Source organism: Oceanisphaera arctica (assembly GCF_002936955.1).
Lineage (GTDB): Bacteria > Pseudomonadota > Gammaproteobacteria > Enterobacterales > Aeromonadaceae > Oceanimonas > Oceanimonas arctica.
The window spans coordinates 65,209-91,321 of the sequence record NZ_MPZM01000002.1; the positions used below are offsets into that span (position 1 = coordinate 65,209).

General features: G+C 56.6%; 25 protein-coding genes and 1 tRNA gene. 12 read left to right on the forward strand and 14 right to left on the reverse strand.

Going from position 1 to position 26,113, the window contains the following annotated elements:
* Window positions 1-159: 159 nt before the first annotated feature.
* The 3 genes from UN63_RS01505 to UN63_RS01515 form a co-directional block, all read right to left on the reverse strand.
* A complete protein-coding gene (locus UN63_RS01505; protein ID WP_104485019.1) occupies window positions 160-393 on the reverse strand; it encodes a Thivi_2564 family membrane protein in 234 nt (77 codons plus the stop codon).
* Between the two features lie 128 nt (window positions 394-521).
* Window positions 522-1,082 carry a lipid-binding SYLF domain-containing protein gene (locus UN63_RS01510; protein WP_104485020.1) on the reverse strand — a complete coding sequence of 187 codons (561 nt, stop codon included), beginning with the start codon at window positions 1,080-1,082 and terminating at the stop codon, window positions 522-524.
* 145 nt (window positions 1,083-1,227) lie between these two features.
* The gene (locus UN63_RS01515; protein WP_104485021.1) at window positions 1,228-1,386 is read right to left on the reverse strand and encodes a DUF3309 family protein; all 159 of its coding nucleotides are present in this window, start codon (window positions 1,384-1,386) and stop codon (window positions 1,228-1,230) included.
* A gap of 318 nt (window positions 1,387-1,704) precedes the next feature.
* Between UN63_RS01515 and UN63_RS01520 the strand changes: the two genes are divergently transcribed.
* Window positions 1,705-2,067 carry a high-potential iron-sulfur protein gene (locus UN63_RS01520; protein WP_104485022.1) on the forward strand — a complete coding sequence of 121 codons (363 nt, stop codon included), beginning with the start codon at window positions 1,705-1,707 and terminating at the stop codon, window positions 2,065-2,067.
* A gap of 138 nt (window positions 2,068-2,205) precedes the next feature.
* Here UN63_RS01520 and UN63_RS01525 read toward each other — a convergent pair whose 3' ends face one another.
* Window positions 2,206-2,676 (reverse strand): hypothetical protein, encoded by a 471-nt coding sequence (locus UN63_RS01525; RefSeq protein WP_104485023.1) that lies wholly within the window; start codon window positions 2,674-2,676, stop codon window positions 2,206-2,208.
* Window positions 2,677-3,450: 774 nt separating this feature from the next.
* Between UN63_RS01525 and UN63_RS01530 the strand changes: the two genes are divergently transcribed.
* Both UN63_RS01530 and tnpA read left to right on the forward strand, forming a co-directional pair.
* Complete coding sequence (locus UN63_RS01530; RefSeq protein WP_104485024.1) at window positions 3,451-3,912, forward strand: hypothetical protein; 462 nt, start codon at window positions 3,451-3,453, stop codon at window positions 3,910-3,912.
* A gap of 227 nt (window positions 3,913-4,139) precedes the next feature.
* On the forward strand, window positions 4,140-4,253 hold the full coding sequence (gene tnpA / locus UN63_RS17435; protein ID WP_425320319.1) for an IS66 family insertion sequence element accessory protein TnpA: 114 nt from the start codon (window positions 4,140-4,142) through the stop codon (window positions 4,251-4,253).
* A gap of 76 nt (window positions 4,254-4,329) precedes the next feature.
* Here the strand turns inward: tnpA and UN63_RS01535 are convergent, their stop codons facing one another.
* The 5 genes from UN63_RS01535 to UN63_RS01555 all read right to left on the reverse strand — a co-directional run bounded on the left by UN63_RS01535 (window position 4,330) and on the right by UN63_RS01555 (window position 10,453).
* Window positions 4,330-4,695 carry a hypothetical protein gene (locus UN63_RS01535; RefSeq protein ID WP_104485025.1) on the reverse strand — a complete coding sequence of 122 codons (366 nt, stop codon included), beginning with the start codon at window positions 4,693-4,695 and terminating at the stop codon, window positions 4,330-4,332.
* A 25-nt stretch (window positions 4,696-4,720) separates the two neighbouring features.
* Complete coding sequence (locus UN63_RS01540; RefSeq protein WP_104485026.1) at window positions 4,721-7,822, reverse strand: efflux RND transporter permease subunit; 3,102 nt, start codon at window positions 7,820-7,822, stop codon at window positions 4,721-4,723.
* Between the two features lie 8 nt (window positions 7,823-7,830).
* The gene (locus UN63_RS01545; protein WP_219821045.1) at window positions 7,831-8,925 is read right to left on the reverse strand and encodes an efflux RND transporter periplasmic adaptor subunit; all 1,095 of its coding nucleotides are present in this window, start codon (window positions 8,923-8,925) and stop codon (window positions 7,831-7,833) included.
* Between the two features lie 25 nt (window positions 8,926-8,950).
* Window positions 8,951-9,499: a hypothetical protein gene (locus tag UN63_RS01550; RefSeq protein ID WP_104485028.1), complete on the reverse strand. Its 549-nt coding sequence runs from the start codon at window positions 9,497-9,499 to the stop codon at window positions 8,951-8,953.
* 270 nt (window positions 9,500-9,769) lie between these two features.
* Window positions 9,770-10,453, reverse strand: a complete 684-nt coding sequence (locus tag UN63_RS01555) for a heavy metal response regulator transcription factor (RefSeq protein ID WP_104485029.1) — start codon at window positions 10,451-10,453, stop codon at window positions 9,770-9,772.
* A 192-nt stretch (window positions 10,454-10,645) separates the two neighbouring features.
* Between UN63_RS01555 and UN63_RS01560 the strand changes: the two genes are divergently transcribed.
* From UN63_RS01560 to UN63_RS01575, 4 genes are all read left to right on the forward strand, one after another.
* Complete coding sequence (locus UN63_RS01560) at window positions 10,646-12,466, forward strand: copper resistance system multicopper oxidase (protein ID WP_104485030.1); 1,821 nt, start codon at window positions 10,646-10,648, stop codon at window positions 12,464-12,466.
* Between the two features lie 26 nt (window positions 12,467-12,492).
* Entirely contained in the window at window positions 12,493-13,452 is a 960-nt protein-coding gene (locus UN63_RS01565) for a copper resistance protein B (protein WP_229793477.1), read from the forward strand.
* A gap of 40 nt (window positions 13,453-13,492) precedes the next feature.
* Window positions 13,493-13,978, forward strand: a complete 486-nt coding sequence (locus tag UN63_RS01570; protein ID WP_104485031.1) for a cupredoxin domain-containing protein — start codon at window positions 13,493-13,495, stop codon at window positions 13,976-13,978.
* A 132-nt stretch (window positions 13,979-14,110) separates the two neighbouring features.
* On the forward strand, window positions 14,111-14,458 hold the full coding sequence (locus tag UN63_RS01575) for a c-type cytochrome (RefSeq protein WP_244905166.1): 348 nt from the start codon (window positions 14,111-14,113) through the stop codon (window positions 14,456-14,458).
* Window positions 14,459-14,462: 4 nt separating this feature from the next.
* Here UN63_RS01575 and UN63_RS01580 read toward each other — a convergent pair whose 3' ends face one another.
* Window positions 14,463-15,899, reverse strand: a complete 1,437-nt coding sequence (locus tag UN63_RS01580) for a heavy metal sensor histidine kinase (protein WP_104485032.1) — start codon at window positions 15,897-15,899, stop codon at window positions 14,463-14,465.
* 403 nt (window positions 15,900-16,302) lie between these two features.
* Window positions 16,303-16,884, reverse strand: a complete 582-nt coding sequence (sodB, locus tag UN63_RS01585) for a superoxide dismutase [Fe] (protein WP_104485033.1) — start codon at window positions 16,882-16,884, stop codon at window positions 16,303-16,305.
* Between the two features lie 361 nt (window positions 16,885-17,245).
* On the opposite strand from sodB, the gene UN63_RS01590 reads away from it, so the two are divergent.
* On the forward strand, window positions 17,246-17,584 hold the full coding sequence (locus UN63_RS01590; RefSeq protein WP_104485034.1) for a Grx4 family monothiol glutaredoxin: 339 nt from the start codon (window positions 17,246-17,248) through the stop codon (window positions 17,582-17,584).
* 368 nt (window positions 17,585-17,952) lie between these two features.
* On the opposite strand, the gene UN63_RS01595 is transcribed toward UN63_RS01590, so the two are convergent.
* The 3 genes from UN63_RS01595 to UN63_RS01605 all read right to left on the reverse strand — a co-directional run bounded on the left by UN63_RS01595 (window position 17,953) and on the right by UN63_RS01605 (window position 21,284).
* On the reverse strand, window positions 17,953-18,282 hold the full coding sequence (locus tag UN63_RS01595) for a TusE/DsrC/DsvC family sulfur relay protein (RefSeq protein WP_104485133.1): 330 nt from the start codon (window positions 18,280-18,282) through the stop codon (window positions 17,953-17,955).
* Between the two features lie 42 nt (window positions 18,283-18,324).
* Entirely contained in the window at window positions 18,325-20,505 is a 2,181-nt protein-coding gene (gene yccS / locus UN63_RS01600) for a YccS family putative transporter (RefSeq protein WP_104485035.1), read from the reverse strand.
* 119 nt (window positions 20,506-20,624) lie between these two features.
* Window positions 20,625-21,284 carry a Bax inhibitor-1/YccA family protein gene (locus UN63_RS01605; protein WP_104485036.1) on the reverse strand — a complete coding sequence of 220 codons (660 nt, stop codon included), beginning with the start codon at window positions 21,282-21,284 and terminating at the stop codon, window positions 20,625-20,627.
* A 247-nt stretch (window positions 21,285-21,531) separates the two neighbouring features.
* Between UN63_RS01605 and UN63_RS01610 the strand changes: the two genes are divergently transcribed.
* The 4 genes from UN63_RS01610 to ptsP all read left to right on the forward strand — a co-directional run bounded on the left by UN63_RS01610 (window position 21,532) and on the right by ptsP (window position 26,109).
* Window positions 21,532-21,622: transfer RNA gene (locus tag UN63_RS01610), tRNA-Ser, on the forward strand.
* A gap of 73 nt (window positions 21,623-21,695) precedes the next feature.
* Complete coding sequence (locus tag UN63_RS01615; protein ID WP_104485037.1) at window positions 21,696-22,358, forward strand: TIGR01621 family pseudouridine synthase; 663 nt, start codon at window positions 21,696-21,698, stop codon at window positions 22,356-22,358.
* A 46-nt stretch (window positions 22,359-22,404) separates the two neighbouring features.
* Entirely contained in the window at window positions 22,405-23,094 is a 690-nt protein-coding gene (locus UN63_RS01620; protein ID WP_104485038.1) for an SDR family NAD(P)-dependent oxidoreductase, read from the forward strand.
* 165 nt (window positions 23,095-23,259) lie between these two features.
* On the forward strand, window positions 23,260-26,109 hold the full coding sequence (gene ptsP, locus UN63_RS01625) for a phosphoenolpyruvate--protein phosphotransferase (RefSeq protein ID WP_104485039.1): 2,850 nt from the start codon (window positions 23,260-23,262) through the stop codon (window positions 26,107-26,109).
* The last annotated feature ends 4 nt before the right edge of the window (window positions 26,110-26,113 follow it).

Consider the following 26,113-nt stretch of genomic DNA (forward strand, 5'->3'; position numbering starts at 1 on the left):
ATAAGCATGACAGTGAACTGGTGCTGCGTCTGTATGCCATCGCACTCAGCACGCCAATAAGCGGTATATTTTCAGATTGTTTATATTGATTAGGCTTTGGCTCAGCCGATCTACAACCAATACCGCGAGATGCAGCCTCCGATATCACTGTCCGTATTTCTATCCTATTGCCGGATCATGTAACAAGGGTGCCATTATCATAACCGCTCCTACACGAATGCCATCCAGTGCACCCAATACGCCGAATGCCTGTAGTAACCAGATGACGACGGCAATCACCACCACAACATTCAAAATGTTCTTGATTTTCCTATCCATGGGAATATAAGTGTTGACCAGCCAGAGTAGAACACCTACCACGATCAATATAATAATGAGGTTAATAAGAGGCATGATAGTTCTCCTGTCAGGTTATTCAGCAGCATCCGATGTGTTATTACCATCGGCACTCTCTGGATGAGGTTGAATGAAGAACAGTGGCGAGGAGGAGCAGGCACCAATGGTGCCTGCTCCTTATTCGACTACTGTTTGATTTTGGTAATCTTGGTTCCCTCCAGACTTATCCCCGCCATCAATCCTTGCTGGCTGAAAATAAAAGCATAAGCATCATGTTGTAGTGATGAACTAGACAGGTTTTTGGCAATACCTTCGTCCACCAGAACCACGGTGGGGCCTATACCCATCTCCCAGCCATTGGTATCTTCAACATAGCGAACAGCCTCGTCCGTCATCAGTAAAACGGCATAACCATAAGTCTGGGCTCCTATTTGCAGTCCCCAGGAGCCGGTGACGGAGTTATAATAATCGACTACGGACGACCCTTTTATCAGGGTGCCTTCGCCATAGCTGCCACCGAACACAAAACCCGCCTTCACCATATTGGGAAAAACCAGTATCGCCTTTGCCGTATGAGAAAGCTGTTCGGCAACCGGCTCCGTTTTATAGAGCGTTTTCAGGGCCTGCCAGGAATCTTTGTCCAGATTTTCAGTGCTGGCGGCGGTGGCCTGATTAATCACTCCGATGGATAAAAATGCTGTTGTCATAAACATGATCGCAAAAAAGTCACGTCGAATGTTGTACATATCGTTACTCCTTCCAGTCAGCAAGCCCCGAGCAGGGTTTAACTTATTCGTCATTGATACGCCTGTTCAACGGCCATTTCGATACCCTGCCGTACAATAAGCGGCATGATTTTTGTGTCTTATACAGCCTGTTTTAATCGGCTGATCAGATCCTGCCCAGCAGCAGCAGCACCACAACCACCAGTAGCACAAACCCCAGAAGGCCGCTGGGGGCATAGCCCCAACTACGGCTGTGGGGCCAGCTGGGAAAGGCGCCGATAAGCAGCAAAATAAGCAGGATTAACAGAATGGTTCCCAATGTCATGTCTCCCGGCAGGGTGACTCACAAGGGTGCTGGTGAGCACGTCACCGGCACCAGCCCCGGGTGCCGCGACCCTTGGCAGCTGCGCCCGAGAGGAGGTAGTAACAACAGGGCGCCCTGCGTGACGCCTGTCGGTACTACCATCTCCTCGCGATTAGATTACTACCCAACCTTGGGGTGGTCTGTACGCCATCGTACATACGGTGCCGGCATGACTGGCTAGACTTCTATTCAGCTCTCTTGCGGTCCGTAGGTTATGGGCAAGGAGATGCTGGCCGTACCGGAAACGCCACAGGCCCTTTCGACCCGAAGGAGGTTGAGATGAAACATGAAAGTGATAACAGGCTGTCATATGGAAACCACGCGCCGGACCCCCTTTCCCGTAGGGCCGTATTGCGCAGAGCTTTGGCAATAGGGTGCGGGGTGCTGATCCCCTTTACCCTGATCGGTTGTGATAAAAAGGAAGAATCAGCAACCGGTATGGCACCGACAGGCGCCTACCCGAAGGCGTCTACGTCGACCAAGGTTCAGCAGGCCAGTGTTCATTATCAGAGTCAGCCCAATGAGAGCGGGCAAAAATGCAGTCAGTGCCAGAATTTTATCTCCGAGTCGAAGAGCTGCCAGCTAGTCGAGGGCGAGATCAGCTCCGAGGGCTGGTGCGATCTGTGGACGAAGAAAGTGTAATGTAACAAGGTAGCAATTTAATGGCTGAAAAACAGCAGGGCTCAGTCCAGCTGGCGGCGAATGGTCATGACATGAGCCACTGCATGCCTTGCTGGTCACTTGATGGCTGACCTCATGCGTCACCCCCCCATTACGGCTTCATCGAAAGAGGGGCTGGTGGCGCGGTCGGGAGTTCGTACTTGATGTACGGAAATCCCTGGCTGGCATGACAGCCATTGCATCCCAATATTCCAGCATTAAATGCTTTCTCGAACGCTTCAAAATTTTCCGCCAGAATAGTTTCGCCGAGCCTATCGAGATAGGCAGATTCAAACGCCTTAAGGGACATTCCTCGCTCGGGCGAGTTACTTCGGCAACTTCCTGGATCTCGAGCACCTCTTTGAGCTGGTAGGCGGCCAGTCCCCAGTTGCCACCTTTCGCGGCGTAGTAAATGTTGGTATAGCGATTCGCATATTCCACCATGACGGTACCGAGGCCAGGCTGGATACTTACGAGAGTCTCTATTTTCTCTTCGGTATTACCTTTGAGCCAGCCCGATGCGGCATAGCTTACTCCGGTGAGCGCGATTAGACAGGATGTGATTATTACTGCTTTGGTCATCTTGGACATGAGGTTTTCCTTTTTTGCTGTGGATTAACCATTTTCGACCCAGTTAGGAATCACGTGACTTTGGCTGTATAAGGAAAATTTGGTTCCTTACAAGATGTTTCCATATCAACAAAAAAGCATTGTGGGCGGCTTTGCCTGCCCCGTGAGGAAAGACATAATCTGCCAGCATCGAGGTGGAAAGGGGCTAGGGACGAGCGGCTACGACCAGCAGATGTGAATCTCTTATGAACGTCGTCACGCTAGGGCGGGGCCAGTCGAACTGGCCGTGCGCGCCACTTTCAGTTGAAGCTCTCCATCCATTGACGGCGACCAGCTCAAACAGCTCGCTGTGGGCACTCGCACGGGGAGCCGTTATGGCAGTCGCAGCACGGTCCGGGGGAGCTTGATCGTGTCCTTCATGGGCTTGCAGGGGCGCAGCTACGGATATCAGGGCACAGAGAAACAGAGCCAGGCCCGAGAGGCGGTTTAAACAAATTGCGGATAAGGCGGATAACAATGAAATATCTCCCTTCATTCATGCGGTCATGACGGCCCTGCGCACCGGGAACGTACTCGAATATGGTGGCCATCGCTGGCGCCGGAAGCATACCCGAGCGTGAGCCAGGATAATAATGAGAAATTTGTAATGAAGCGTTCACAGCTCTTCTGCCTAGACTCAACATAGAAGGTACAAAGAACAGATCTGGTTTCCATTCGGATGGCTTATGCCGAAAATTCCAGGTCGGATTACCCGGTTAGTTCCCGTGACAGCAGGAAACTGCTAAGGAAAGTATCATGAAAACATTGGTCAAGATGTTGATGGTCACCGCCGTGATGGCAGGCCCTGTCTTTGCTGACAGCCATCACCCGCAGGAAAGGGGACACAAGGGCGATGCCATGATGGGCATGATGAATCATGAACAGATGCAGACCATGCATCAGCATATGGAAAAGATGCAGGCTCTAATGGCAGAGATCAGACAGGAAAGTGACCCCGAAAAACGCACGGCATTGATGCAGACTCATATGCAAGATATGCAGGAGGGGATGCAGATGATGAGTAGCCAGGGAGGCATGAGCCCAGGAAGCAAAGGGATGTCACCCATGGGGATGGAAGAGCGCATGGGCATGATGGAGCAGCGTATGAGCATGATGCACATGATGATGCAGCAGATGATGGAGCATGACGTTGAGGAAAAAAATACGAATAAGTACCACCATCGCCATGGTGAGGACATTGAGTGGGTATTGGTCTGAATTACTTGGGACAACCGAGGCTGACAAACCCGATGCGGGGTACATTGTTGTCTATCATTGCTTGTTTTTTGACCAAGTAAACAGGGGAGGGCGGCAATTGTAGCGCAAACAGGCAGGTCAGAACAGTAAACCATCAAGGTCTTCACCAAGCGCATATGAACCATTACCAGCCATAGCTGAGTAGCAGAAGGTGAGTTAGATACAGCGCACATGATGGCTTGCAGCCAATGCCCCCACAGCAAAAACGCCAGTACTGGCAAGCACAACTGCAAGCCCAGGGAGACAGTGGTCTCAGCAAGGCAGCATTCTGCCAGCGCCATGGTTTCCGTTATCGACTATAAGGCTGAAATTAGTGGTGATTATGTGCCGCTCGGCGGCCCATGGTGGGCCTCCTTATGCATTTTCCTGCTGCCTGCCTCATTTTAATGCAAAGCGGATTTGCTCTTTACCCACATCAGGTACGTTTACCCTGATCACCGCCTTGGCATTTGGCTCAGGGGTGATGCCTGGTCCTGCAAGGGCATTGTCACCGGCGGGTGCCAGCGGGAACTGTGATTTTTTGCCACCACTGAGCAATATCAGCTCACCACTGGCGGCGGATGCGTCGATGGGGGTGCCATGCTCGCTCAAATAGACCATGGTCACATCGGATTGGGCGACCAGCTCTATCGTTATGGCTTTGCCTTCTGTGATCAGGCCGCCATGGATCGGGGTGAGATCCCCATGGGCATGTACCCAGGTGGGTAACAGCAGGCTGATGGCCAGCAAAACATGTTTTTTCATCAGCAATCTTCCTTCGGTGAATGTATCAAAATGCATCATCGGATTTATCTTCAAGCAACATGTTCAGGGGGGCCTGTCCGTACAGCCAGAACATCAGCGGCGTTAACAGGGTATCCAGCAGGGTAGAGCTCACCAGTCCGCCGAAAATGACCACGGCGACCGGGTGCAGTATTTCCTTGCCGGGGGCATCCGCCGCCAGCAACAGCGGTAACAGCGCAAAGGCGGCAACCAGCGCTGTCATCAGCACCGGTGTCAGTCGCTCCAGTGAGCCACGCACTATCATGTCTTTGCTGAAGGTCTCGCCTTCAAATTTACAGAGGTTGATGTAGTGGCTTATCTTGAGAATACCATTACGTGTCGCGATCCCGGTCAGGGTGATAAAGCCCACCAGGGAGGCGACCGACAGCGAAATATCCGCCAGCCACATGGCGGCCACACTGCCGATCAGGGCCATGGGAATATTGCCCATGATCATCAGTGCCAGCCGAGATGAACGATAACGGCTGTAGAGCACCATGAAGATCAGGGAAAACGACACCAAAGACAGCAGAGCAATCAGTCGGGTCGCTTGCTCCTGGGCCTGGAACTGGCCTTCGAGGTTGATAAAGTATCCCTCTGGCAAGGGCGTGGCGGCTATGGTCTGACGGATCTGCGCAACCACCGCAGCCAGATCCGAGCCATCGGTATTGGCGGCAATCACGATACGGCGGCGGCCGTTCTCCCGGCCAATCTGATTGGGGCCGTCACCTTCCTCTATGCTGGCGACCCGAGACAAGGGGATCCGGCCATGGGGTGAGTCAATCAGCATATTGGCCAGCCCCTGGGGGCTGCGCTCCTGGTCGGGGAGGCGCACCACCAGATTGAAGCGTTTGTTGCCGTCGATGATCTGGGTAACCGTATCTCCCTCGGTGAGGGTTTCCAGGCTCGACAGCAACTGGCCGGGGGAGATGCCGTATAGTGCTGCCTGGGTATAATCGAGACGAATTTTGATCTGCGGGATCAGTACCTGCTTTTCAATTTGCAGATCAGTCAGCCCCGGTATTTGCAGCAATTGCTCACGCAAACTGGCAGCCTGCCCGCGCAGGGTATCCAGATCATCACCGAAGATCTTGATGGCAATCTGGGCCCGGACCCCGGACAACAGATGATCCAGCCGGTGTGAAATGGGCTGACCCAGCAGGGCAACGGCAGGAAGAGGGGCCAGTTGGGCGCGAATATCCGCCATGATCGCTTCTTTACTGCGCTCGCTCGACTTCAAGTCCACATCCAGTTCACTGGAATGCACTCCTTCGGCATGCTCATCCAGCTCGGCCCGGCCGGTACGGCGGCCAACGCTTGTTACCTCGGGGACATTCAGAATCGCCGTTTCGGCCAGGCGACCAATGCGGTTGGACTCGTCCAGTGAGGTCCCCGGGTTGAGCAGCAAACTGATGGTCAGGGTGCCTTCATTGAACGCGGGCAAGAAGGCGCGCGGAAAAAAAGGCACGGTGGCAACGGCCAGCAACAGCAGACCACAGGCACCCAGTAACAGGGGCCGGGCATGGTCAAAACTGGCAAGTAGCAGGCGTTTATCCCACTTCTTAAGCCATGTCACGAGGAAGGAGTCGCCATGAGCGATGCGTTTCATCCTGGGCAGCAGATAGAAGCACATCACGGGGGTGACCGTCAGGGCCACTACCATGCTGGACAGGATGGAGGTGATATAGGCAATGCCCAGTGGGACAAATAGCCGACCTTCTATGCCGGGTAAGGCAAACAGAGGCACAAACACCAGCACGACGACCAGGGTGGCAATCACTACCCCGGAGCGTACCTCGTTACAGGCGGCGGCGATGGTGTTGATGATCCGACCAATGCCCTGGGGTTTGCGTTGCTTGAGGCGGCGGAGCACGTTCTCCACATCTACCAGGGCATCATCGACCAGTTCACCGATGGCGATGGCGAGTCCGCCCAGGGTCATGACATTGATGGACAAGCCCATCAACTTGAACACCAGCGCTGTCATCGCCATCGATAGCGGGATCGCCGTCAACGAGATCAGGGTGGTACGCACATTGAGCAGGAACAGAAACAGGATCACCGCCACCATGATGGCACCATCGCGCAGGGCTTCCTGCACGTTGAAGATCGATGCCTCGATAAAATCTGCCTGTCTGAAGGAGATCTGCGGCGGTGTCATGCCCGGGGGCAGGGAATGACGCAGTTCCGCCAGGGCCAGCTCGATGTCGTCGGTGAGTTTGACCGTATCGGCATTGGGCTGTTTCTGCACGCTGACAATCACCGCAGGGTGACCATTAAAACCGGCATCTCCCCGCTTGGTGGCAGCGGCAAACTTGACCTCGGCAATCTGCTTGAGCTGGATGGGGTTATCGTTGCGCACCGCCACCGCGATATTCTTGAGATCTTCCAGCCGGGTGGTGCGTCCCAGATTGCGGATCAGGTATTCACGGGCATTTTTTTCCAGAAAGCCCCCGCTGGTATTGCTGGAAAACGCCGCCAACGCCTGCTCCAGCTGCGAGAAGCTGATATCCAGCTGGTTCATCAGAGCTGTGTTGGGCTCCACCCGGAACTGCCGCACTTCGCCACCGATGGGTATCACCTGGGCAATACCCGGGATCGAGAGCAGGCGGGGACGCAGAATAAAGTCCACATACTCGCGTACCTGCATCGGGCTTGCCCCGCTGCCATCGGCAGGAAAAGCGATCAGCATGATTTCACCCATCACGGATGAAATCGGGCCCATGGTGGGGCTTACCCCGGCGGGTAACTGTTCCCGTATTTCATTGAGCCGCTCGGAAACCAGCTGCCGATTGCGGTAGATGTCCGATCCCCAGTCAAACTCGGCATAAACAATGGACAGGCCCACACCGGATACTGAGCGAACCCGGGTGACGCCGGGCATGCCGTTGAGTCGGGTTTCCAACGGAAAAGAAACCAGCTGCTCGACTTCTTCTGGTGCCATCCCCCCGGCTTCGGTCATGATGGTCACCGTCGGCTTGTTCAGATCCGGAAACACATCCACCGGCATCTGCCAGGCAGTTACGCCGCCGTATACCATCAGTATCAAGGCTATGACCATCACCATCAGGCGGTTGCGTAAACTGGTGTTGACTATCCAACTAAACATATCTTCCCTCAGCGGATCTGGTTAAGCAGGGTGGCGCCTTGTACTACCACGCGCTGCTGTTCCCGCAGGCCGGTCACCACCACCTGTTCACCATCAAGGGGCTGGACCTGGACCGGCTCGGCGACAAAATACTCGGCGTCGACATGTAGCCAGACCACGGGTTCATTGGCCGCATTCTTGACGATGGCGGAAGCCGGAAGCGGCATGCCGCGCAGGGACTGATCGGTTTGCGCTACTATGCTCAGCAGCTGTCCGAGTACCAGGTCACGGGCATTTTCCGCTCGGAACAGCAGGGGAACTGCGCCTTCACGCAAGGCCTTGCCACTGCCGATATACGTCAAGGGGGTGTTGTCGTTGGGGATATTGGCTGAAATTATCTGGTTGGCGACCCTGGGATCATAGACCTGGGCCTCGATCAGCAGGCGGGCGGGGTCGATAATTTCAAACACTATCTCTTTGCTTTCCACCACCTGACCGTTCACCACCGAACTGGAGGCGATCACCCCGTCGATGGGCGACACCAGCAGTTCGGGTTTGACCATCCCCTGCTTTAATGCCTTTATCTGGGCGGTCAGCCCTGCCAGCTCTGCTTCTGCGGCATCTATTTCTTTGCGGGCCACCACGGTCGTCAGTTTTCGCAAGCGCGCCAGTTCTTTCTCGGCCAGTTGTCGGCGAATTTCCCAGTCCGCGACTTGGGCGGCCTGGGTTGCCAGATCGAAGGTCGAGATCGAGGGCGTAACCTGGGCCAGTACCTCTCCCTTGGCGACGTTCTGACCCAAGAGGGGCAGACCGGAAGGACCCGCCATCAGGCGTCCGCCCTGCAAGGGCTGAACCCGGCCACTGGCATTGGGATCCATTACCACATGGCCATTAAGCTCCACGGTACGGGGCACCTGACGCGTCTCGGGTACCAGGGTTCGCAATGCCAGCCGCCGCTGGGTTTCTTTTGGCAGAAACACACGGCCATCGGGCAGGCGCCGGGGTTTATCGCCGGCGAACACGGCGCTGAGGCTGGCAGGCTCGGCATGACCCGTATCACCATGATCTTCATCGCCGTGGGCTTGCACCAGCAGGGGGGAAAGCAGCAGCGCTAAACTTAACATCGGAATTTGTATCTTCATGGTGTGATTACTTCCGGGCAGACGGGTACGTACGACGTAACAGCAGATACAGCAACAGCAAGGCGATGACGATAGCGACGGCCATCAGAGCAAACATCGGCATGGGGTGTTCAGGCGCTGTGGCAACAGGTAAAGGGCTGATGTCCAGGGTGGTGGTCAGTAGATCGAGGTCATCGTCGGTGGTAATGGTAAACATCAGCTCATACTGGCCGGGGGAGATGACAAAGGGCGCCTCAACCCTGTAGGTACCCGGACTGAGCTCGGTGGCCTCGGCCTGCCAACTGTCGCTTTCCAGCTCCAGGGTTGCGCCGGTGACAGGTGCATTATCCTGCCACCGATCGAGATAAATAATGAGCTGTGATCCGTCCGGTACCGCCACCAGTTCAAACAGCTCACTGTGGGCGGTCGCACGAAGGGCCGTGATGGCAGTGGCGGCCTGCTCCGGGGGAGCATGATCGTGTCCTTCATGAGCGTACAGAGGGGGTGCTACGGATATCAGGGCGCAGAGATAAAAGGCAAGGCCTGCGAGTCGTTTTAAACGAATGGCGGATAACAATCGAACATCTCCCTTGGTTCATGCTGTCATGACGGCCCCTGAGTACCGGGAACGTCAGCGGATACGGTGGCCATTGCGGGCGAGGGGAGCATACCCGAGCGCGAGCCAACATAATAATGACAAATCTGTAATGAAGCGTTGCGGTTAACCTGACCAGGCTGATCATGATGTTAATGAGAAAAACCAGGTAACACCATCGTCATATCCGGTGTCTTGGCCTGTGAGCTATCTTTCCGTCAATATCCTGTGTGCCTTGTCTATGTTCAGGAGCTAGGGTTGATTCGGAACGTCCAGGGTATATCCCATGCCACGCACGGTTTGAATCAACTTGGGCTCAAAATCATCATCAATTTTTGCCCGTAAACGGCGGATAGCTACGTCGATCACATTGGTATCACTGTCGAAGTTCATGTCCCACACCAGAGACGCGATCAGGGAGCGGGGCAGCACCTCTCCCTGCCTGCGCACCAGCAGCTCAAGCAAGGCAAACTCTTTATTGGTCAGGGTGATGCGTTCACCGGCCCGGATCGCCCTACGCTTGGTTAACTCCAGGGTCAGATCGGCGACATGCAGGCAGTCTTTCAAGGTCGATGTTGTTCCCCTGCGGAGCAGGGTGCGTACCCGGGCCAGTAATTCCGAAAAGGCAAACGGCTTGACCAGATAGTCATCTGCGCCCAGCTCCAGGCCTTTGACCCTGTCTTCCACGCTGTCGCGAGCGGTTAAAAACAGCACAGGCATCTGCTTATCTTCGTTCCTTAATGACTGAAGGAGCTGCCAACCATCAATGTCCGGCAGCATCACATCCAGAATGATAAGGTCGTAGGGCTCGTTCATTGCCTGATACTGCCCATCCGTCCCATTGCGTGCCAGATCAACCACAAAGCCGGCTTCGCTCAGGCCTCGTTGCAGGTAATCGCCGGTCTTGATTTCATCTTCGATAATCAGAAGCTTCATGAGGGCCTTGCCGTACTCGATCGAATGGCTGATAGCCTATCAGAAAAAATCGGGGAGACCAGCAGCAGGCACGGAACGCAGGCTGCCGTACCTTAGATGACAAATTTGTAATGGGGCAGTCATCTGCGGGACAGTCTCCAACCGGTAAGCTGAAGACACTGGATAACCAATTATTAATAAAAAGGGCGTAGCATGATGAAGCCTTCTTGTAACAAGCCGGATTTACCTCGTCGTCGATTTGTGCAGGGACTGGCCGCCGGCGGTGTGGTACTGGGCATGGCTCCCATGCTGAGACCGGCTCAGGCCGCCAGCCCGGGTACTCTGACCGGAGACGTTCCCGTTCTGACCGGTACCGAATTCGATCTGGTGATCGATGAAACGCCGGTCAACTTTACCGGCAAGGCACGCATGGCCACCACCATCAACGGCTCCATTCCCGGGCCCACGCTACGTATGCGTGAAGGGGACGAGGTCACCATTCGTGTTACCAATCGGCTCAAGGAGTCGACTTCCATTCACTGGCACGGCATCATTTTGCCCTATCAGATGGACGGCGTACCGGGCATCAGTTTTCCCGGCATTCCCCCCGGCGAAACCTTCACTTATCGGTACAAGCTGGAGCAGAACGGCACCTACTGGTATCACTCCCATTCGGGTATGCAGGAGCTGACCGGTATGTACGGTGGTCTTATCATAGATCCGGCCGAAGGCGACAGCATTGAGGCAGACCGCGAACACCTGGTGTTGCTCTCCGACTGGACCGACGAAAATCCGATGCGGGTATTCGGCAAGCTCAAGAATCAGGGTGATCTGTACAACTTTAATCAACCCACCGTATTCGACTTCTTCCGCGATGTATCCAGCGATGGCCTGATGACGGCGCTTAACAAACGGCAGATGTGGAATGAAATGCGGATGAGCCCGACCGATCTGGCGGATCTGTCGTCCCAGACGCTGACTTATCTGATGAACGGTACCACTCCCGCCGGTAACTGGACTGCGTTGTTCAAGAAAGGCGAGCGGGTACGGTTGCGCTTTATCAACGGTGCCGGCAACAGCTTTTACGATGTTCGTATACCCGGGCTCAAGATGACGGTGGTCCAGGCTGATGGCCTCAATGTAGAGCCGGTGACGGTGGATGAATTCCGCTTTGGGCCTGGCGAGACCTACGATGTGGTGGTTGAGCCCCAGGCCGAGGCTTATACCTTGTTTGCTCAGGCGATGGACAGAACCGGCTATGCCAGTGGTACCCTGGCCACGCGAGAGGGGCTTAGGGCCGCCGTACCCGAGCTGGACTCGCCCCAGTGGCTGACGATGTCCGATATGATGGGCGATATGGGTGGCATGGATCACGGCGCCATGGGTGGAATGGCCGGAATGGATCACAGCGGCATGGTCATGGGCATGGGCATGGACATGGCTGGAATGGATCATGGCAGCATGGCGGGGATGGACCACGGTGCCATGGCCGGAGGTCTGGCCAAGGCCAGCAGCGAGGTGCGCCATGCCCGTACCGAATATGGGCCCAGTGTGGATATGCGGGTAGATACGCCGCGCACCAATCTGGATGATCCGGGTGTCGGGTTGCGTAACAACGGCCGTCGGGTACTGACCCTGGCCGATCTGCGCACCCCGGGCGGCCCCATGGATCCAAGGCCGGCCGAGCGGGAAATAGAGCTGCACCTGACCGGCAACATGGAGCGTTATACCTGGTCGTTCGATGGCGTCGAGTTTGGCAGCTCTACACCGGTTCACCTGAATTACGGCGAGCGGGTACGCATTATTCTGCATAACGACACCATGATGACCCATCCCATGCATTTGCATGGCATGTGGAGCGAGTTGGAAAATCCGGACGGTAGTTTTCAGGTGCGCCGCCACACCATACAGGTACAACCGGCTCAGCGAATCAGCTTTCTGGTTACCGCCGACGCCCCGGGCCGCTGGGCCTGGCACTGTCACCTTATGTTCCATATGGATGCGGGTATGTTCCGTGAAGTGGTGGTGTCATGAGCCGGAACAACAGAGGGAAAATGACGATGAAATCCGGATTGAACGGCATGCTGCTGGCCCTGACGGTGCTGCCAACAGGAGTAGCGCTGGCTCAGGATGCTCATACCGGGCATGGCTCGGCACCGGTAAACAGCCAGATGGAAGGCATGGACCACGGCCAGATGCAGGGCATGGATCATAGCCAGACGCAGGGTATGGATCATAGTCAGATGGAAGGTATGGATCATGGCAGCATGCAGATGCAGGGTGGTTCTGCCCCAGCCGATGCCCGAGATCCCCATGCCTATTCTGATGGCATTACTCTGGAAGAAGGACCCTATGCTTTGCCCGGTCCGCGCCAGTTACGCTTGGCCGACGAGCACGCCTTTTACGGCGTGCTGGTAGACCGGCTGGAGCGGGTGGATAACGGTGAAGGCCATGCACTGACTTACGATACCCGCGCCTGGTTTGGCTATGACTACGACAAAGCAGTACTGAAGGCAGAAGGCGATATTGAACAGGGTCGGCTGGCCGAAGCCAGTACCGAACTATTATGGAGCCATGCGCTAACGACCTTCTGGAACAGTGAGCTGGGTGTGCGTTACGACACGGGTCACGGGCCGGATCAGAGCTGGCTGGCCTTAGGGGTGGCGGGTTTGGCCCCTTACTGGTTTGAACTCGATGCTACCGCCTATCTGGGCGATGATGGGCAAACGGCGCTGGCCGTGGAAGGGGAGTATGAACTCTTGCTGACCCAACGCCTGGTACTGCAACCAAGGGCGGAATTGACCGCCTATGGCAAGGACGATGCCGAGCGCGGCCAGGGCCGAGGTTTGTTCGAGCTGGTGGCCGGTGCTCGTCTGCGCTATGAGATAAGCCGCCAGTTTGCGCCTTATGTCGGCTGGGAATGGGCGACGGCGTTGGGTAATAGTGCCGATCAGGTACGAGAAGAAGGCGAAGCGACGCAGCAAACCCGTTGGGTTGCCGGGGTCAGGTTCTGGTTTTAAACCATCATTGCGCTAAAAACACATACCAAGGAAAAAACACATGAAAAAAACACTGTCCGTTTTAATGCTGTCTTTGTTACCAGGTCTGGCGATGGCTGCCGGCGAACATGGCGGCCATCAGGGTCATGACATGGCGGCCATGCAGCAAAATATGCAGGGTATCGGTCAGCCCGGCAAGGCGGCCGAGGTCAGCCGCACCATTGAAGTGGTGATGAGCGATAACATGCGTTTTTCACCCGAACAAATCCAGGTTAACGCCGGTGAAACCGTGCGGTTTTTCATCAAAAACTCGGGCAAGCTGGCCCATGAGCTGGTGATTGGCAATCTTGAGTCGTTGCAACAGCATGCCGAGATGATGCGCCAGATGCCGGATATGAAACACGCCGAACCCAACATGATCAGCTTGAAACCGGGTCAGAAAGGCGGCCTGGTTTGGCATTTTGATCAGGCCGGGACCGTCGACTTTGCCTGCCTGATCCCCGGCCATATGGAAGCCGGCATGAAAGGCCGCGTACAGGTGATGTAAGAGGGTTGGCATGGGCAGAGGTTCATGCCATTTTTTCAGCCAGCCGAACTTTTCAGCCAGTTGAACAAGAGGACAAGCAACGCCGTGAACAAAACATCAAGGCCTACTCGTTGGTGGCCATGGGCAGTCGCCGTGGTGGTACTCGCACCGCTCGTCATGGTTGGCAGCCATTTTTTGCCGGGCGATTTATCCGTCGGGGCAGAGCAAATACAGCGGGGCAAGCAGGCGTATAACGAGAACTGCGCCAGCTGTCATGGGGCAGACTTGAAGGGTACCCGTCAGGGGCCGCCGTTTATTCACAAGGTGTATGAGCCATCTCATCATGGTGACGAGGCTTTTTACCGCGCAGCAGCCAACGGAGTGCGCGCCCACCACTGGCGCTTTGGCGACATGCCGCCGGTGCCCGGGGCAACCCGCGAAGAGGTCGGCGACATCATTGCCTATATTCGCGATAAGCAGCGGCAACACGGCATAGAGTAAGCCGCTATCCGGTAGCAGTGCTCGGGTTGGTACGGGCAAAATGGGCCGTGAAGCAGGTTTCCCGTTCATCGGAGTGTACGGATAAAGTCCCATCGTGCGCGGTGATAATTGCCTTGGCGATAGCCAGACCAAGTCCGGTGCCCTCGGTTACCGATTGACGGGCACTGTCTGCCCGGTAAAAGCGGTCGAACAGGCGAGGCCATTGTTCGGGCGGAATGGCAGGGCCCGGATTGGCGACCTCAACGATGATGCCCGTGCTGTCGCTATGGATAGCAATGCGCACTTCGCCTTGCGCCTGTGTATAGCGAATGGCATTGGCAAGCAGGTTGCTGAATGCCCTTTGCAGCATGGATCTGTCACCCAGTAGATTGGCGTTGCCCTGCCGTTGTAACCGTACCAGTTGTTCACTGGCGAGCGGCTCGAAAAACTCCATCAATTCATCCAGCTCATCGGCCAGGACAAGCGGCTCGCGCTGCATGGCCAGCTGGCCTTGCTCCGACTTGGCAAGAAACAGCATTTCACCGATCATCCTTGCCAGTCGCTCGGCGGTTTCCAGATTGGCATAGAGTACTTCCTTATAGTCCTCGGCATCTCGCGGGTGGGTCAGCGCCACCTGAGTTTGCATCATCAGGCTGTTCACAGGTGTACGCAGCTCGTGGGCAATATCAGAAGAAAACTCTGACAGCCGCTGGAATGACGCCTCCAGGCGGTCAAGCATGGTATTGAATGCCTGGATTGGAGCGTAGAGCTCTGAAGGGGCATTATCCAGTGCCAAGCGCTGGTCGAGTTGACTCGCGGTCACGCTTTTAGAAACCGATGCCAATTCACGCAACGGCTTTAACCCTATCCGAGAGGCCAGCCATCCGAGAAAGAGTGAAATTAAGCCGATACCCAGGGTAAACCAATACAGCCCGTTTTTTATTTCATTGATAAAATGCTGGTGATAGCTGGTATCTATGGTGGCTCGTACAAGAAAATAAGGGGGGAGGTCAGCCTGCTTCCCGGCACTTCCCGGTACCAGCTGCTCTGTTACACTGCGAAAAACGGTGCCGTTTTCACGCCAGTTTTCAATGCTGCCCGGAGTCAGCCCCCGTCTGCCATTAACCCATGTCATGCCGGGCTGTGACGAGCCAGGTGGGTGAATATCGGCCAACACCTGTCCTTGCGGATCCAGGATAAGAATATAGAGGCTGTGGTGACCTAGCAGGGCATCATTAAGCTGACGATTCAGGGATGACCAGTCCTGTGCTCCGGACTTGATATGTGCCGACAGGAAGTTCGTGGCCAGTTGCAGCTTGCCGGTGATCTCTGTGTCATCCTGCTTATCGAAATGGTGACCCAAGGTATGCAGCAGCAGTACGCTGACCAGTATCCAGATGCCGAGCATGGTGAGCCCAAACATAATGCTTAAGCGGGTGGTCAGGGATAGTAAGCCCTTCACTCTGGGGAGCGCTTCTGAACGGGTAATCCCATCGTTACATTTCCTCAACAGGGTATTCCTGGATAACAGCTTCCGGGTATCCCGGGCTTTGTAGCCCAGCTTCCCGACATCATCACAATGAGTGCCACCCTATGTCAAGATACAGAAAAATGGGGTTAAAACTGATAAAAATCAATCTTATAGATGTGAGCTGGTGATCTATTAACAGTGTATTGGTCAGATAACCCTGAGCCAACCGAGAGACACAACGCCGATACGGGGAACAGTCATACTCACTGGGCTTAACTCATTTTAAAGAGGTAGAAATAAAAGAGGGCGAATTTTACACCCAAACGGGCTGTATAAAAAAGACTCTACAACAAAAACACCCCGGCGAGCCGGGGTGTTTTTAACTAACCAGGGTTTACTTGGCGAAGTTTTCTGCCACGAATTCCCAGTTGACCAGAGACCAGAAGGCCTTTACATAGTCGGGACGCACGTTGCGATAGTCGATGTAGTAGGCGTGTTCCCATACATCACAGGTTAGCAGCGGGGTAGCGGCGTCGGTCAGCGGGCAACCGGCGTTGGAGGTGTTGGCGATGGCCACGGAGCCGTCGGCCTTCTTCACCAGCCAGGTCCAGCCGGAGCCGAAGTTGGTCACACAGGATTTGGTGAACTCTTCCTTGAAGGCGTCGAAAGAACCGAAGGTCGCCTTGATGGCATCGGCCAGGGCGCCGGTAGGCTCGCCGCCACCGTTGGGAGCCAGGCAGTTCCAGTAGAAGGTGTGGTTCCAGATCTGGGCGGCGTTGTTGAAGATGCCACCGGAAGAAGTCTTGATGATGTCTTCCAGAGATTTGCCTTCGAACTCGGTGCCGGGAACCAGGTTGTTCAGGTTGACCACATAGGAGTTGTGGTGCTTGCCGTGGTGGTATTCCAGGGTTTCCTGAGAGATATGCGGTTCCAGTGCGTTTTTGGCGTAAGGCAGAGCGGGAAGTTCAAATGCCATTATTATATTCTCCATTTTGATGGTGCCAGCCTGAGGCTGGTCTCGACATTGCTGACTTGCTTTCTTTCCATGGCGGGGCAGCCGACATTTCATAGCCGCAAACCGCTAAATTGCTGAAAGGATTGTAGCAGTTTGCCGGACGGCTAAACAACAATAGCTTTTGTAGGGGTACCATAGGGCTGAAAGTGCTGAAAAACGGCGACTTTTAGCCGGAACATCGAGGGGCAGGGGCCTGATCCGGGGTAATGCATTGCCAATACCAATTTATGGCGTCCCGCTCTTGTGACCACAGAGGGATAAAGTAGAATGTGGTTTTTAACAAATCATGTTTTTAACATACAGCCGTCTGCTGAGGTGCCCCATGGAAACAATTGAAAAAATCAAAACCCAAATCAGTGAAAATCCGATTCTGCTCTACATGAAAGGGTCGCCAAAATTCCCCAGCTGTGGTTTTTCTGCCCAGGCCTCTCAGGCGCTGATGAACTGTGGCGAACCCTTTGCCTACGTGGATATTCTGCAGAACCCGGAAATTCGTGCCGAAATGCCGAAATATGCTAACTGGCCGACCTTCCCCCAGCTGTGGGTAGACGGTGAGCTGATCGGTGGCTGCGACATCATCATGGAAATGTTCCAGCAAGGCGAACTGCAGCCGCTGATCAAGGAAACCGCTGCCAAGTATCCCAAGTCGGAACAAGAGTAAGCGAACAGATAGCTGGAAGCCGTAAGCTTCAAGCGGTAAGCAAAAAGCCCGAATTGATTCGGGCTTTTTTGTGGCTGCTTGCTGCAAACGGCCTGATCATATTGAGGCCTCTTCTTGAACACCGAGTTGTCTGTAGATGGCACAAACAGGCAGCTCCCAGGCATCAGGGAGGATGAAGGGATCTGCTCCACCGACCCTCCGCGCCAAGGCCGGAAAATGCTCCTGCCGTTCCGGCATTCCCGCCATCCATGGCAGTCAGATGGCGCGGCGGAGCCTAATGGAGGTATTCATGGCGTGTCGGCGGAGCGGGCCATTTATCCGACCTTTACAGTGCCACCAAATAGATCAGCTATTTAATCTGTTTGGTATTAAATGCACTTCACCGGTTTGGGCAGGCCGGCGAGCTTGGTGGCCTGCTTGGCCGGGCCCTTGGGGAACAGCCGGTACAGATAGCGGCTGTTACCTTTCTCTTCGCCCAGCTCCTTGGCCATGGCCTTGACCAAGGCGCGCATGGCCGGCGAGGTGTTGTACTTGAGATAAAAGTCGCGCACAAACAGGATGACTTCCCGGTGCTCGGGGGTCAGTGTAATGCCTTCCTGCTCGGCCAGAATGGCCACCATCTCCGGCTGCCAGTCTTGATGCTGTTTAAGATAGCCCAGGGCATCGGTATCGATAGTGCGCCCTTCAAACTCGAACATAAGCATTCATCTTCTTCTTGGTTTTCTCTGTGGCCGCCAATGTTACCCAAGTCTCGGGCTCGGTGCATCTTCCGCCGGCGTCTGCTGCCGAAAACCCCGGGCCAGCTGGTAGAGATCGTTCACCAGCAGGGTGATATGACCCAGTAACTGGTGGCTGAGGATCAGCCATTCATCATCAGTGCTGGCATCGGTATCGGATTCTGTTTTGCCGGCCTCTGCTGTATCGGTTGACAGCGGCGGATAGACCGGCAAGGTGTCTTCGCTGCGCAATGCCTGGGCCGAGGCCAGCAGTCGGGATACCAGCTGCCGGATCTGCTCGTCCTGCAAGGGCGCGCTGTGCCTGCGATGGGCACCGAGGGTCGACAGATAAGACAGCAGGGCATGGTTGCGATAGGCGATATCGAAGCACAGGTTCAGCCAGTATTTGGGCACCGGCTCTACCCGGATATTCTGCCAGGCCAGCGCGAGCTGATTATCCGCCAGGTGAGCTAGCTTGCGCGGCAGCCGGTAGTCGAGCTCGTCATGTCGGCCCTGTGCGAACTGTCGGGCAATGGCCGCCAGATAATGGGCGTTGGCCTCCATGGCATCGGCCATCAGCCGCGGCAGGTGGCGGCGCTGCCAGTCGGGCCAGATAAACCAGACCGCCACAAAGGCCAGGGCGCAACCGGCCAGGGTGTCGAGTAACCGGGGCAGAAACACCGGCTCGGTTATGCCGCCTTGCAGATTGAAGGCCAGCAGCACGAAGAGGGTGACAAAGCCCACCGCCCAGCTGTAATAGACCTTGACCTGGGTAAAGAAGATAAAGGCGCACAGCAGCAGTATCACCAGTTGAGCACCGACCGAGGGAAACAGCATCAGCAGGGGGATGCCTGCCAGAATGCCACCCAAAGTGCCCAGGGTTCGTTGCACCAGTCGCTTGCGAGTGGCGCTGAAACTGGGCTGACAGACGAAGAGGATGGTCAGTAGTATCCAGTAGCCACGTTCAAGCTCGAGGGTGGCGATCAGGCTGTAGCCCAGGGCAAAGCACAGGCTCAGGCGAACCCCGTGGCGAAACAACAGGGAATTGGGATGCAGCAGCGCCTTGAGCTTGGGCCAGAACGGCACAGGCTCCGGGCGAGCCAGCTCGACGGACACGTCTTCGGGCAGCGGCTGGCGCCGGGTCAGGGTTTCGGCCCGCAACAGAGCCTGCTGCAGGTGTGCCATGTTGCGGCCGAGAAACTTCATCGGACTGAGCAGAGAGCGGGGGTAGTGCCGCTTGAGGTGACTGTAATCCAGTTGATCCTGCAGGGCGCTCAGCTCCCAGGCGATGCGCTTGCGATGCTGGTAGCCATTATGAGTGAGAATGGCATAGCCTAGCCGGTAGCAGGCTTCTCCCAGCTCCACCAGCAGGGTCTGATAACCGGCCAGCAGATCGACCTGTTTCAGATCCCGGTTCAGCTGCTGATAGGAATAGTGGCTGGAGGTAGCGCGTTCGTGCATCTCCTGCACCAGCAGATAGAGCGCCAGCAGACGGCCTAGCTCCTGCTCCTGTTTGCCCCGGCCCTGAATACGGCGATTCAGCATCAGCTTGGTGGTTTCCAGGGCGCTGACCAGCTGGATATTGAGCTGGGCCAGCTGATGACGCAGATGTTGGTGCTGCTCTTCGGGGCTGTCGAAGAAGCGGGATTTTTCCAGCAGATAACGGGACAGGGCAAAATAGCACTGGGCCAGTTGCTCATGCACCTGCTTGTAGGGCCAGACAATAAGCACCAGCCACGATAGCAGACCATACCAGGCCGCCCCCAGGGTCAGCAGCAGCGGCTGATACCAGAAAGAGGGGCTGTCGGCGTGCCCCTGCATGGCGTAGAGCGACACCAGCAGGGTGCCAAAGCCCAGGGTGCCGGCGGCTGGCCCCCAGGCACCCATCAGGATCAGCACAAGGGTGCTGAGTACCAGCAGAGGGCCGAACAGCAGCGGGCTGTCAATCAACAGACTGACCAGGGTGATGGCACCGAAAAAGCACAGCAGACTCAGCAGCAGATGGCGTAGTCGGCCTTTGGGGTCCTGATCCACCTCGCTCAGGGCACCGGCCATGGCGCCCAGGGTCAGGGTAACGGCGGCGGGGGTCTGATCCAGCCACCAGCCGGGTAGCAGCAGGCTGGTCATGGCCAGCAGTACTTTCAGGGCAAAGAAGAAATGGCTGTCAGTAAAGACTCGCCTGAGCCAGATTGTTACGGGAGACATAAGGTGCTTTCAAGTGACAGGGCTTACCTTCGATAATACTCGAGTCGGCGCCGAACAACAGACTCTGCGGCCACAAAAAAGCCCCGCGGGGCTTTTTGCATTCGATGAGCGGGGAAGGATTAATCCCGGCTCAGACCCAGCAGTTGCAGCAGGCTGAGGAATATGTTGAAGATGGACACATAGAGCGTCACGGTAGCGGAAATATAGTTCTGCTCGCCGCCGTGGATGATGGCGCTGGTCTGCATCAGGATGGCTCCGGACGAGAACAGAATAAAGAGCGCGCTCAGGGCCAGGCTCAGCGCCGGCAGGGCCAGGAAGATATTGGCGACGATACCGACCAGCAGTACCACAAAGCCGGCCATCATCATGCCGCCGAGAAAGGACATGTCCTTCTTGGTGGTCAACACATAGGCCGACAGCGACAGGAAGGTCAGGGCGGTGCCACCCAGCGCCAGCATCACGGTTTCGGTACCGGAAGCGGTGCTCAGGTAATAGTTGATGATGGGCCCTATGGTGTAACCGGTAAAGGCGGTAAAGGCGAAGATGAACAGCAGGCCCAGACCGCTGTTGCGGTTACGCTCGGTCAGGTACATCAGGCCGTAAAAGCCGACCAGGGTAATGATGAGACCCGGGCGAGGCAGGGCCAGCATGGCGCTGACGCCGGCCGACAACGAGGCCATGACCAGAGTCAGGGCCAGCAGCATATAGGTGTTGCGCAGTACCTTGTTGGTGGCCAGCGCACCCGACTGGGTACGGGACAGAGTATCGTTATATCGCATCGTTCAGACTCCTTTAGTGTCTAAAAGCTGTGTCCGACCTGTGTTCGAACTAAGGAAGAACAGGGCGGCTAAAAATAATACCGATCATTTGGACATATCATGACCCGGTTGTCGAGCTTTCTGTTCCCGAATTCAAGGGGTTGCCCCGTTAATCAGCGCCAGAGTGAACATTAAATGGTCACTCGAATCAATATTGGCATTTATCAGTTTACAATACAGCTCGGCTTTGGGTAGTATGCACGCCGTCGGAGGGGTGGCAGAGTGGTTGAATGCACCGGTCTTGAAAACCGGCATGGGTTTATAGCCCATCCAGGGTTCAAATCCCTGCTCCTCCGCCATACCATAGAGAAGCCCGCTGCGTTTATTCGCAGCGGGCTTTTTGCATTTTTATTATCCGCTCAGAGGCCGGTCATGGACATTCTGCTGGAACATCGCGATTACCTCGTCATCAACAAGGCTGCCGGCATCGGCATGCATCAGGACGGGGGTCTGCCCGGGCTGGTACGCCAGCTCAGCGAAACCCTGGGCGAGCCTCTTTATCCGGTACATCGGCTGGACAAGATCACCACCGGTGTCTTGCTGCTGGCCCGCAACCCGGACGCCAATCGTGAACTCAGCCGTCAGTTTGCCGAACGCAGCACCCGCAAATGGTATCTGGCGCTGTCGGATCAAAAACCGATCAAAAAGCAGGGCCTGATCAAGGGGGACATGGAAAAGGCGCGCGGTGGCAGCTGGAAGCTGTGTCGCACTCAGCACAATCCGGCCATTACCCGTTTTCACAGCAGTCTGCTGGCCGAGGGCCTGCGCGCCTTTTTACTGCAGCCCCAGACCGGCAAGACCCACCAGCTGCGGGTGGCACTGAAAAGCCAGGGCTGCCCTATTCTGGGTGACAGCCGCTACGGTGGCAGTGCGGCAGACCGGGGCTATCTGCATGCCTGGCAACTGAGCTTTTCCTTTCAGGGCGAGCGGATCACGGTGCGGGCGCCGCTGACCGAAGGTGAACAGTTCATCAGTCACGCCGCCGAGCTGGAAATCTGGGCCTCGGAAATCATGGCTGCAAGCAAAGTCGACTAAACTCGGTCATCCTTCCCGATCACGGATCGCGACAAGGAGAGACCAGATGCACTACTGGATAATGGGCGGTGGCGGTATCGGCCGAGCCCTGGCTCGGGAATGCCTCGGGCGGGGGGATAAGGTCGTGCTGTTCAGCCGTACCGACTCCGGAATGGAAGGGGTTGATTGGCTGGCGGTGGACAACACAGATATCGAAGCGCTGGCCGCGGCCACCGGGGATCTGCCGCTTCCGGAGCGGGTAATCAACACCCTGGGCATGCTCCACCAGGGCGAACAGCAGCCGGAAAAACGCATCGAACAAGTCACCGAGGCGGCACTCGCCAACAGTATTCACATTAATACCTGGCCTACCCTGGCCATGGCCCAGTTACTTTCTTCCCGCCTGTCACGCCAGCAGCCGCTGCAGTTTGCCGCCCTGTCGGCGCGGGTGGGCAGCATAAGCGACAACCGTGCCGGCGGCTGGTACAGCTATCGCATCAGCAAGGCGGCGCTCAACATGGCGATCAAAACCTTGAGCATCGAGTGGCAACGGCGCTTTCCCGCCGCCTGCGTGGTGGGGCTGCATCCAGGCACCGTGGCCACTGAGTTGTCGGCACCCTTCCGCTCCGGTCTGGCCGAGGGCCAACTGCACAGCCCACAACAGACGGCCCGCCATCTGCTGGCGGTGCTCGACGGACTCGGCCCCGAACATTCCGGTCGGGTCTTCGCATGGGATGGCCAGGAAATTCAGCCCTGATTGCTGTGAACTCTTGCTCGGTGAGTCATGTCTTTCCGGGTAACAGGAACACACTTGCTCGCCTGCCTGAAACGATTCAGTATAAATTCAGTGATCAAAACGACCCAGGTTCTACCATCTTGTTGTTTCAAGGTATCCATCTTTTGTCCATCAGCAGGTGATGTCATGTTTTCTCTGACTGCACAAGACGTAAAAACCGGAGTCCCTCTGGCCGACAAGGCCGCCGTAATACAGGCATTGGCCGACTGGCTGGAGCAGGATGGCCATGTGGCCGCCGGTTACGGGGCCGGCATGCTGACACGTGAAGCGCAAAACTCCACCTATCTGGGGCAGGGCATTGCCATTCCCCACGGTACTCAGGAGTGCCGTCACCTGATTAAAAATACCGGCATCAAGGCCATGCATCTACCTGATGGAGTGCCCTGGGGCGGTGGAGAAAGAGCCTACCTGGTGCTGGGCATCGCCGCCGGCTCCGATGAACATTTGGATTTGCTTAAACAATTGGCCAGAACCTTGTCTCGGGACGGGCTGTTTGAACGGGTAAAGGCCGCCCGGCAGTCGCAGGAGGTGTTGCAACTGTTACAGGGTAACGCCGAGTCGGCAACCGAAACGAAATTCGTACTGAGCGCCGATAGGGTGGCAGTCAAGGCCCGTGCCGGCACTCTGGAACTGCTGGTCGAACAGGCCGCAACGCTGATGCAATTGAACCCGACCGAAGAGTCGGCGTTGCAGCAGAGCGCCGGGATGTATATCGGCCAGGGCTGGTGGTTGAAACAGATCCCGGCCGACGACAAACCTGGTGCGGCCTTGCTGACCGCCAGCGGCATCACTCACCGTCAGCAGCCGGTATCCGGCCTACTGGCGCTGGCGGTAAGGGGCTCGGAACACAAGACGCTGCTGACCCGGGTGGCCGATTGGTTGGCGGCGGGCAGGGGAGCCGAGCTGGCGGGGCAGGACTCTGCCGAGGCGCTGCTGAACGTCTTGAAGCGGGGGCCGGTCTCCTTGAGCAGTCATCAAAGGACGGTGGTGGTGCGTAATACCCACGGCCTGCATGCCCGACCCGGCGCTATGTTGGTGCAGGCCGCCAAGAACTTCGATGCCGATATTCAGGTTTGCAACCTCGACGGTGACGAACACTGGGTATCGGCCAAGAGTCTGATGAAGATGATAGGCCTGGGCGTCAAGGCCGGTCACCAGCTGGTGTTCAGAGCCGAAGGCCCGGATGCCGAGGCCGCCCTGGATGCATTGACGGAGGCGGTGAACGGGGGCCTGGGGGAGGCGTTTGTCGCCCAGGCGACGGAGCCACAGGCCGAAGAGCACGACATTCACGAGCCGCAGGGCATCGACCCCAACACTCTGGTGCGTGGTGTGGCCGCTTCACCCGGTATTGCCATAGGGCCGGTATTCGTGGACGCCCCTCTGCGGTTCGATTATCCGCAACAGGCTGGGGATACCCAGGCCGAACAACAAAAGTTGAGTGCTGCCATAGAGCAGGCCAGTGCTGAGCTGAGCGCTACCCTGAGACGACTTAGTGATACACAGGCACGAGACATGATGTCCATGCATCGGGAGCTGCTGGCCGACTCGTCCCTTACACAAGGAGTGAGCTGCCGCATCAAACAGGGGCAGTCTGCCGCCGCCGCCTGGTGGAGCGAAATTGACTCCGCGGCTGACCGGCAGGCGGCCAGTAGTGATGCCCTGCTGGCCGAGCGGGCTGCCGACATTCGTGATATCGGTCGCCGGGTGATGGCGATTTTGTGTCATAGCCGTATGACGCCGCCCCCCGAGCATCCTTATCTCTGGCTGGCGCAGGATATCGGCCCCTCGCAGCTGGTCAACCTGGACCCGAGCCGGGTGCTGGGGCTGGTGACCGTCGGCGGTGGCGCCTCGTCTCACAGCGCCATTCTGGCTCGCTCCCTGGGTATTCCGGCGTTGGTGGCGGCGGGCGGTGCCGTGATGGCTCTGCCGTCGGGCACCGAAGCCATTCTCAATGGTGATGACGGTACGCTTTGGGTAGCTCCCGAGGCGGCGATGCTGGAGCAGGCCCGAGTCCGTCAGCAAAGGGAGAGAGAGCAGGCCGAACAGGACTGGATGCGTCGGCACGATGCTGCCATCACGTTGGACGGGCACCGGATAGGCGTGGCTGCCAACCTGGCTGATACCGGCCAGGCGAGGGAAGTGATGGAAGTGGGCGCCGAAGGGGTGGGCCTGCTGCGTACCGAGTTTGTATTTATGGCCCGGCACAGCGAGCCGGATCTGGACGAGCAACTGGCCTTTTATCGGCAAGCGTTTGATGCCCTCGACGGTCGGCCGTTGGTGGCCCGAACCCTGGATGTGGGTGGCGACAAACCCTTGCCTTATTGGCCAGTACCCAAAGAAGACAACCCTTTCCTCGGGGTACGCGGCATAAGGCTTTGCATGCAAAAGCCCGAACTGCTGAAAACCCAGTTGCGCGCCTTGCTGATGGCCGCCGGCGACAGGCCCTTGCGCATCATGTTTCCCATGGTGGCAGACTGGTCCGAATGGCGATGGGCCAAGGCCCTGTTCGACAAGATTCAGTCTGAGGTGCAGGCCACCGATGTGCAGGTCGGCATCATGGTGGAAGTACCTTCCGTCGCCCTCAATGCCGCTGTTTTTGCCGAAGAAGTCGATTTTTTCAGTATCGGCACCAACGATCTGACCCAGTACACCCTGGCGATGGACAGGGGCAACGGCGGACTGGCCAGACTCTCTGATGGTCTCAATCCGGCGGTGTTGCGTTTGATCAAGATGGTGGTGGATGCCGCCCATGCCAAAGGAAAATGGGTGGGAGTCTGTGGTGAGTTGGCCTCTGATCCGGTGGCGCTGCCGCTATTGTTGGGGCTGGGAGTGGACGAGCTGTCTGTCAGTCTCAAACGGGTTACACTGGTCAAGGCACAAGTGCGTGAATGGAGCCTGAGTAGCTGCCGGAAGCTGGCTGAACAGGCCTTGCAGGCAGTCGATGCTCCGGCGGTACGACAACTATACAACAACTAATAGG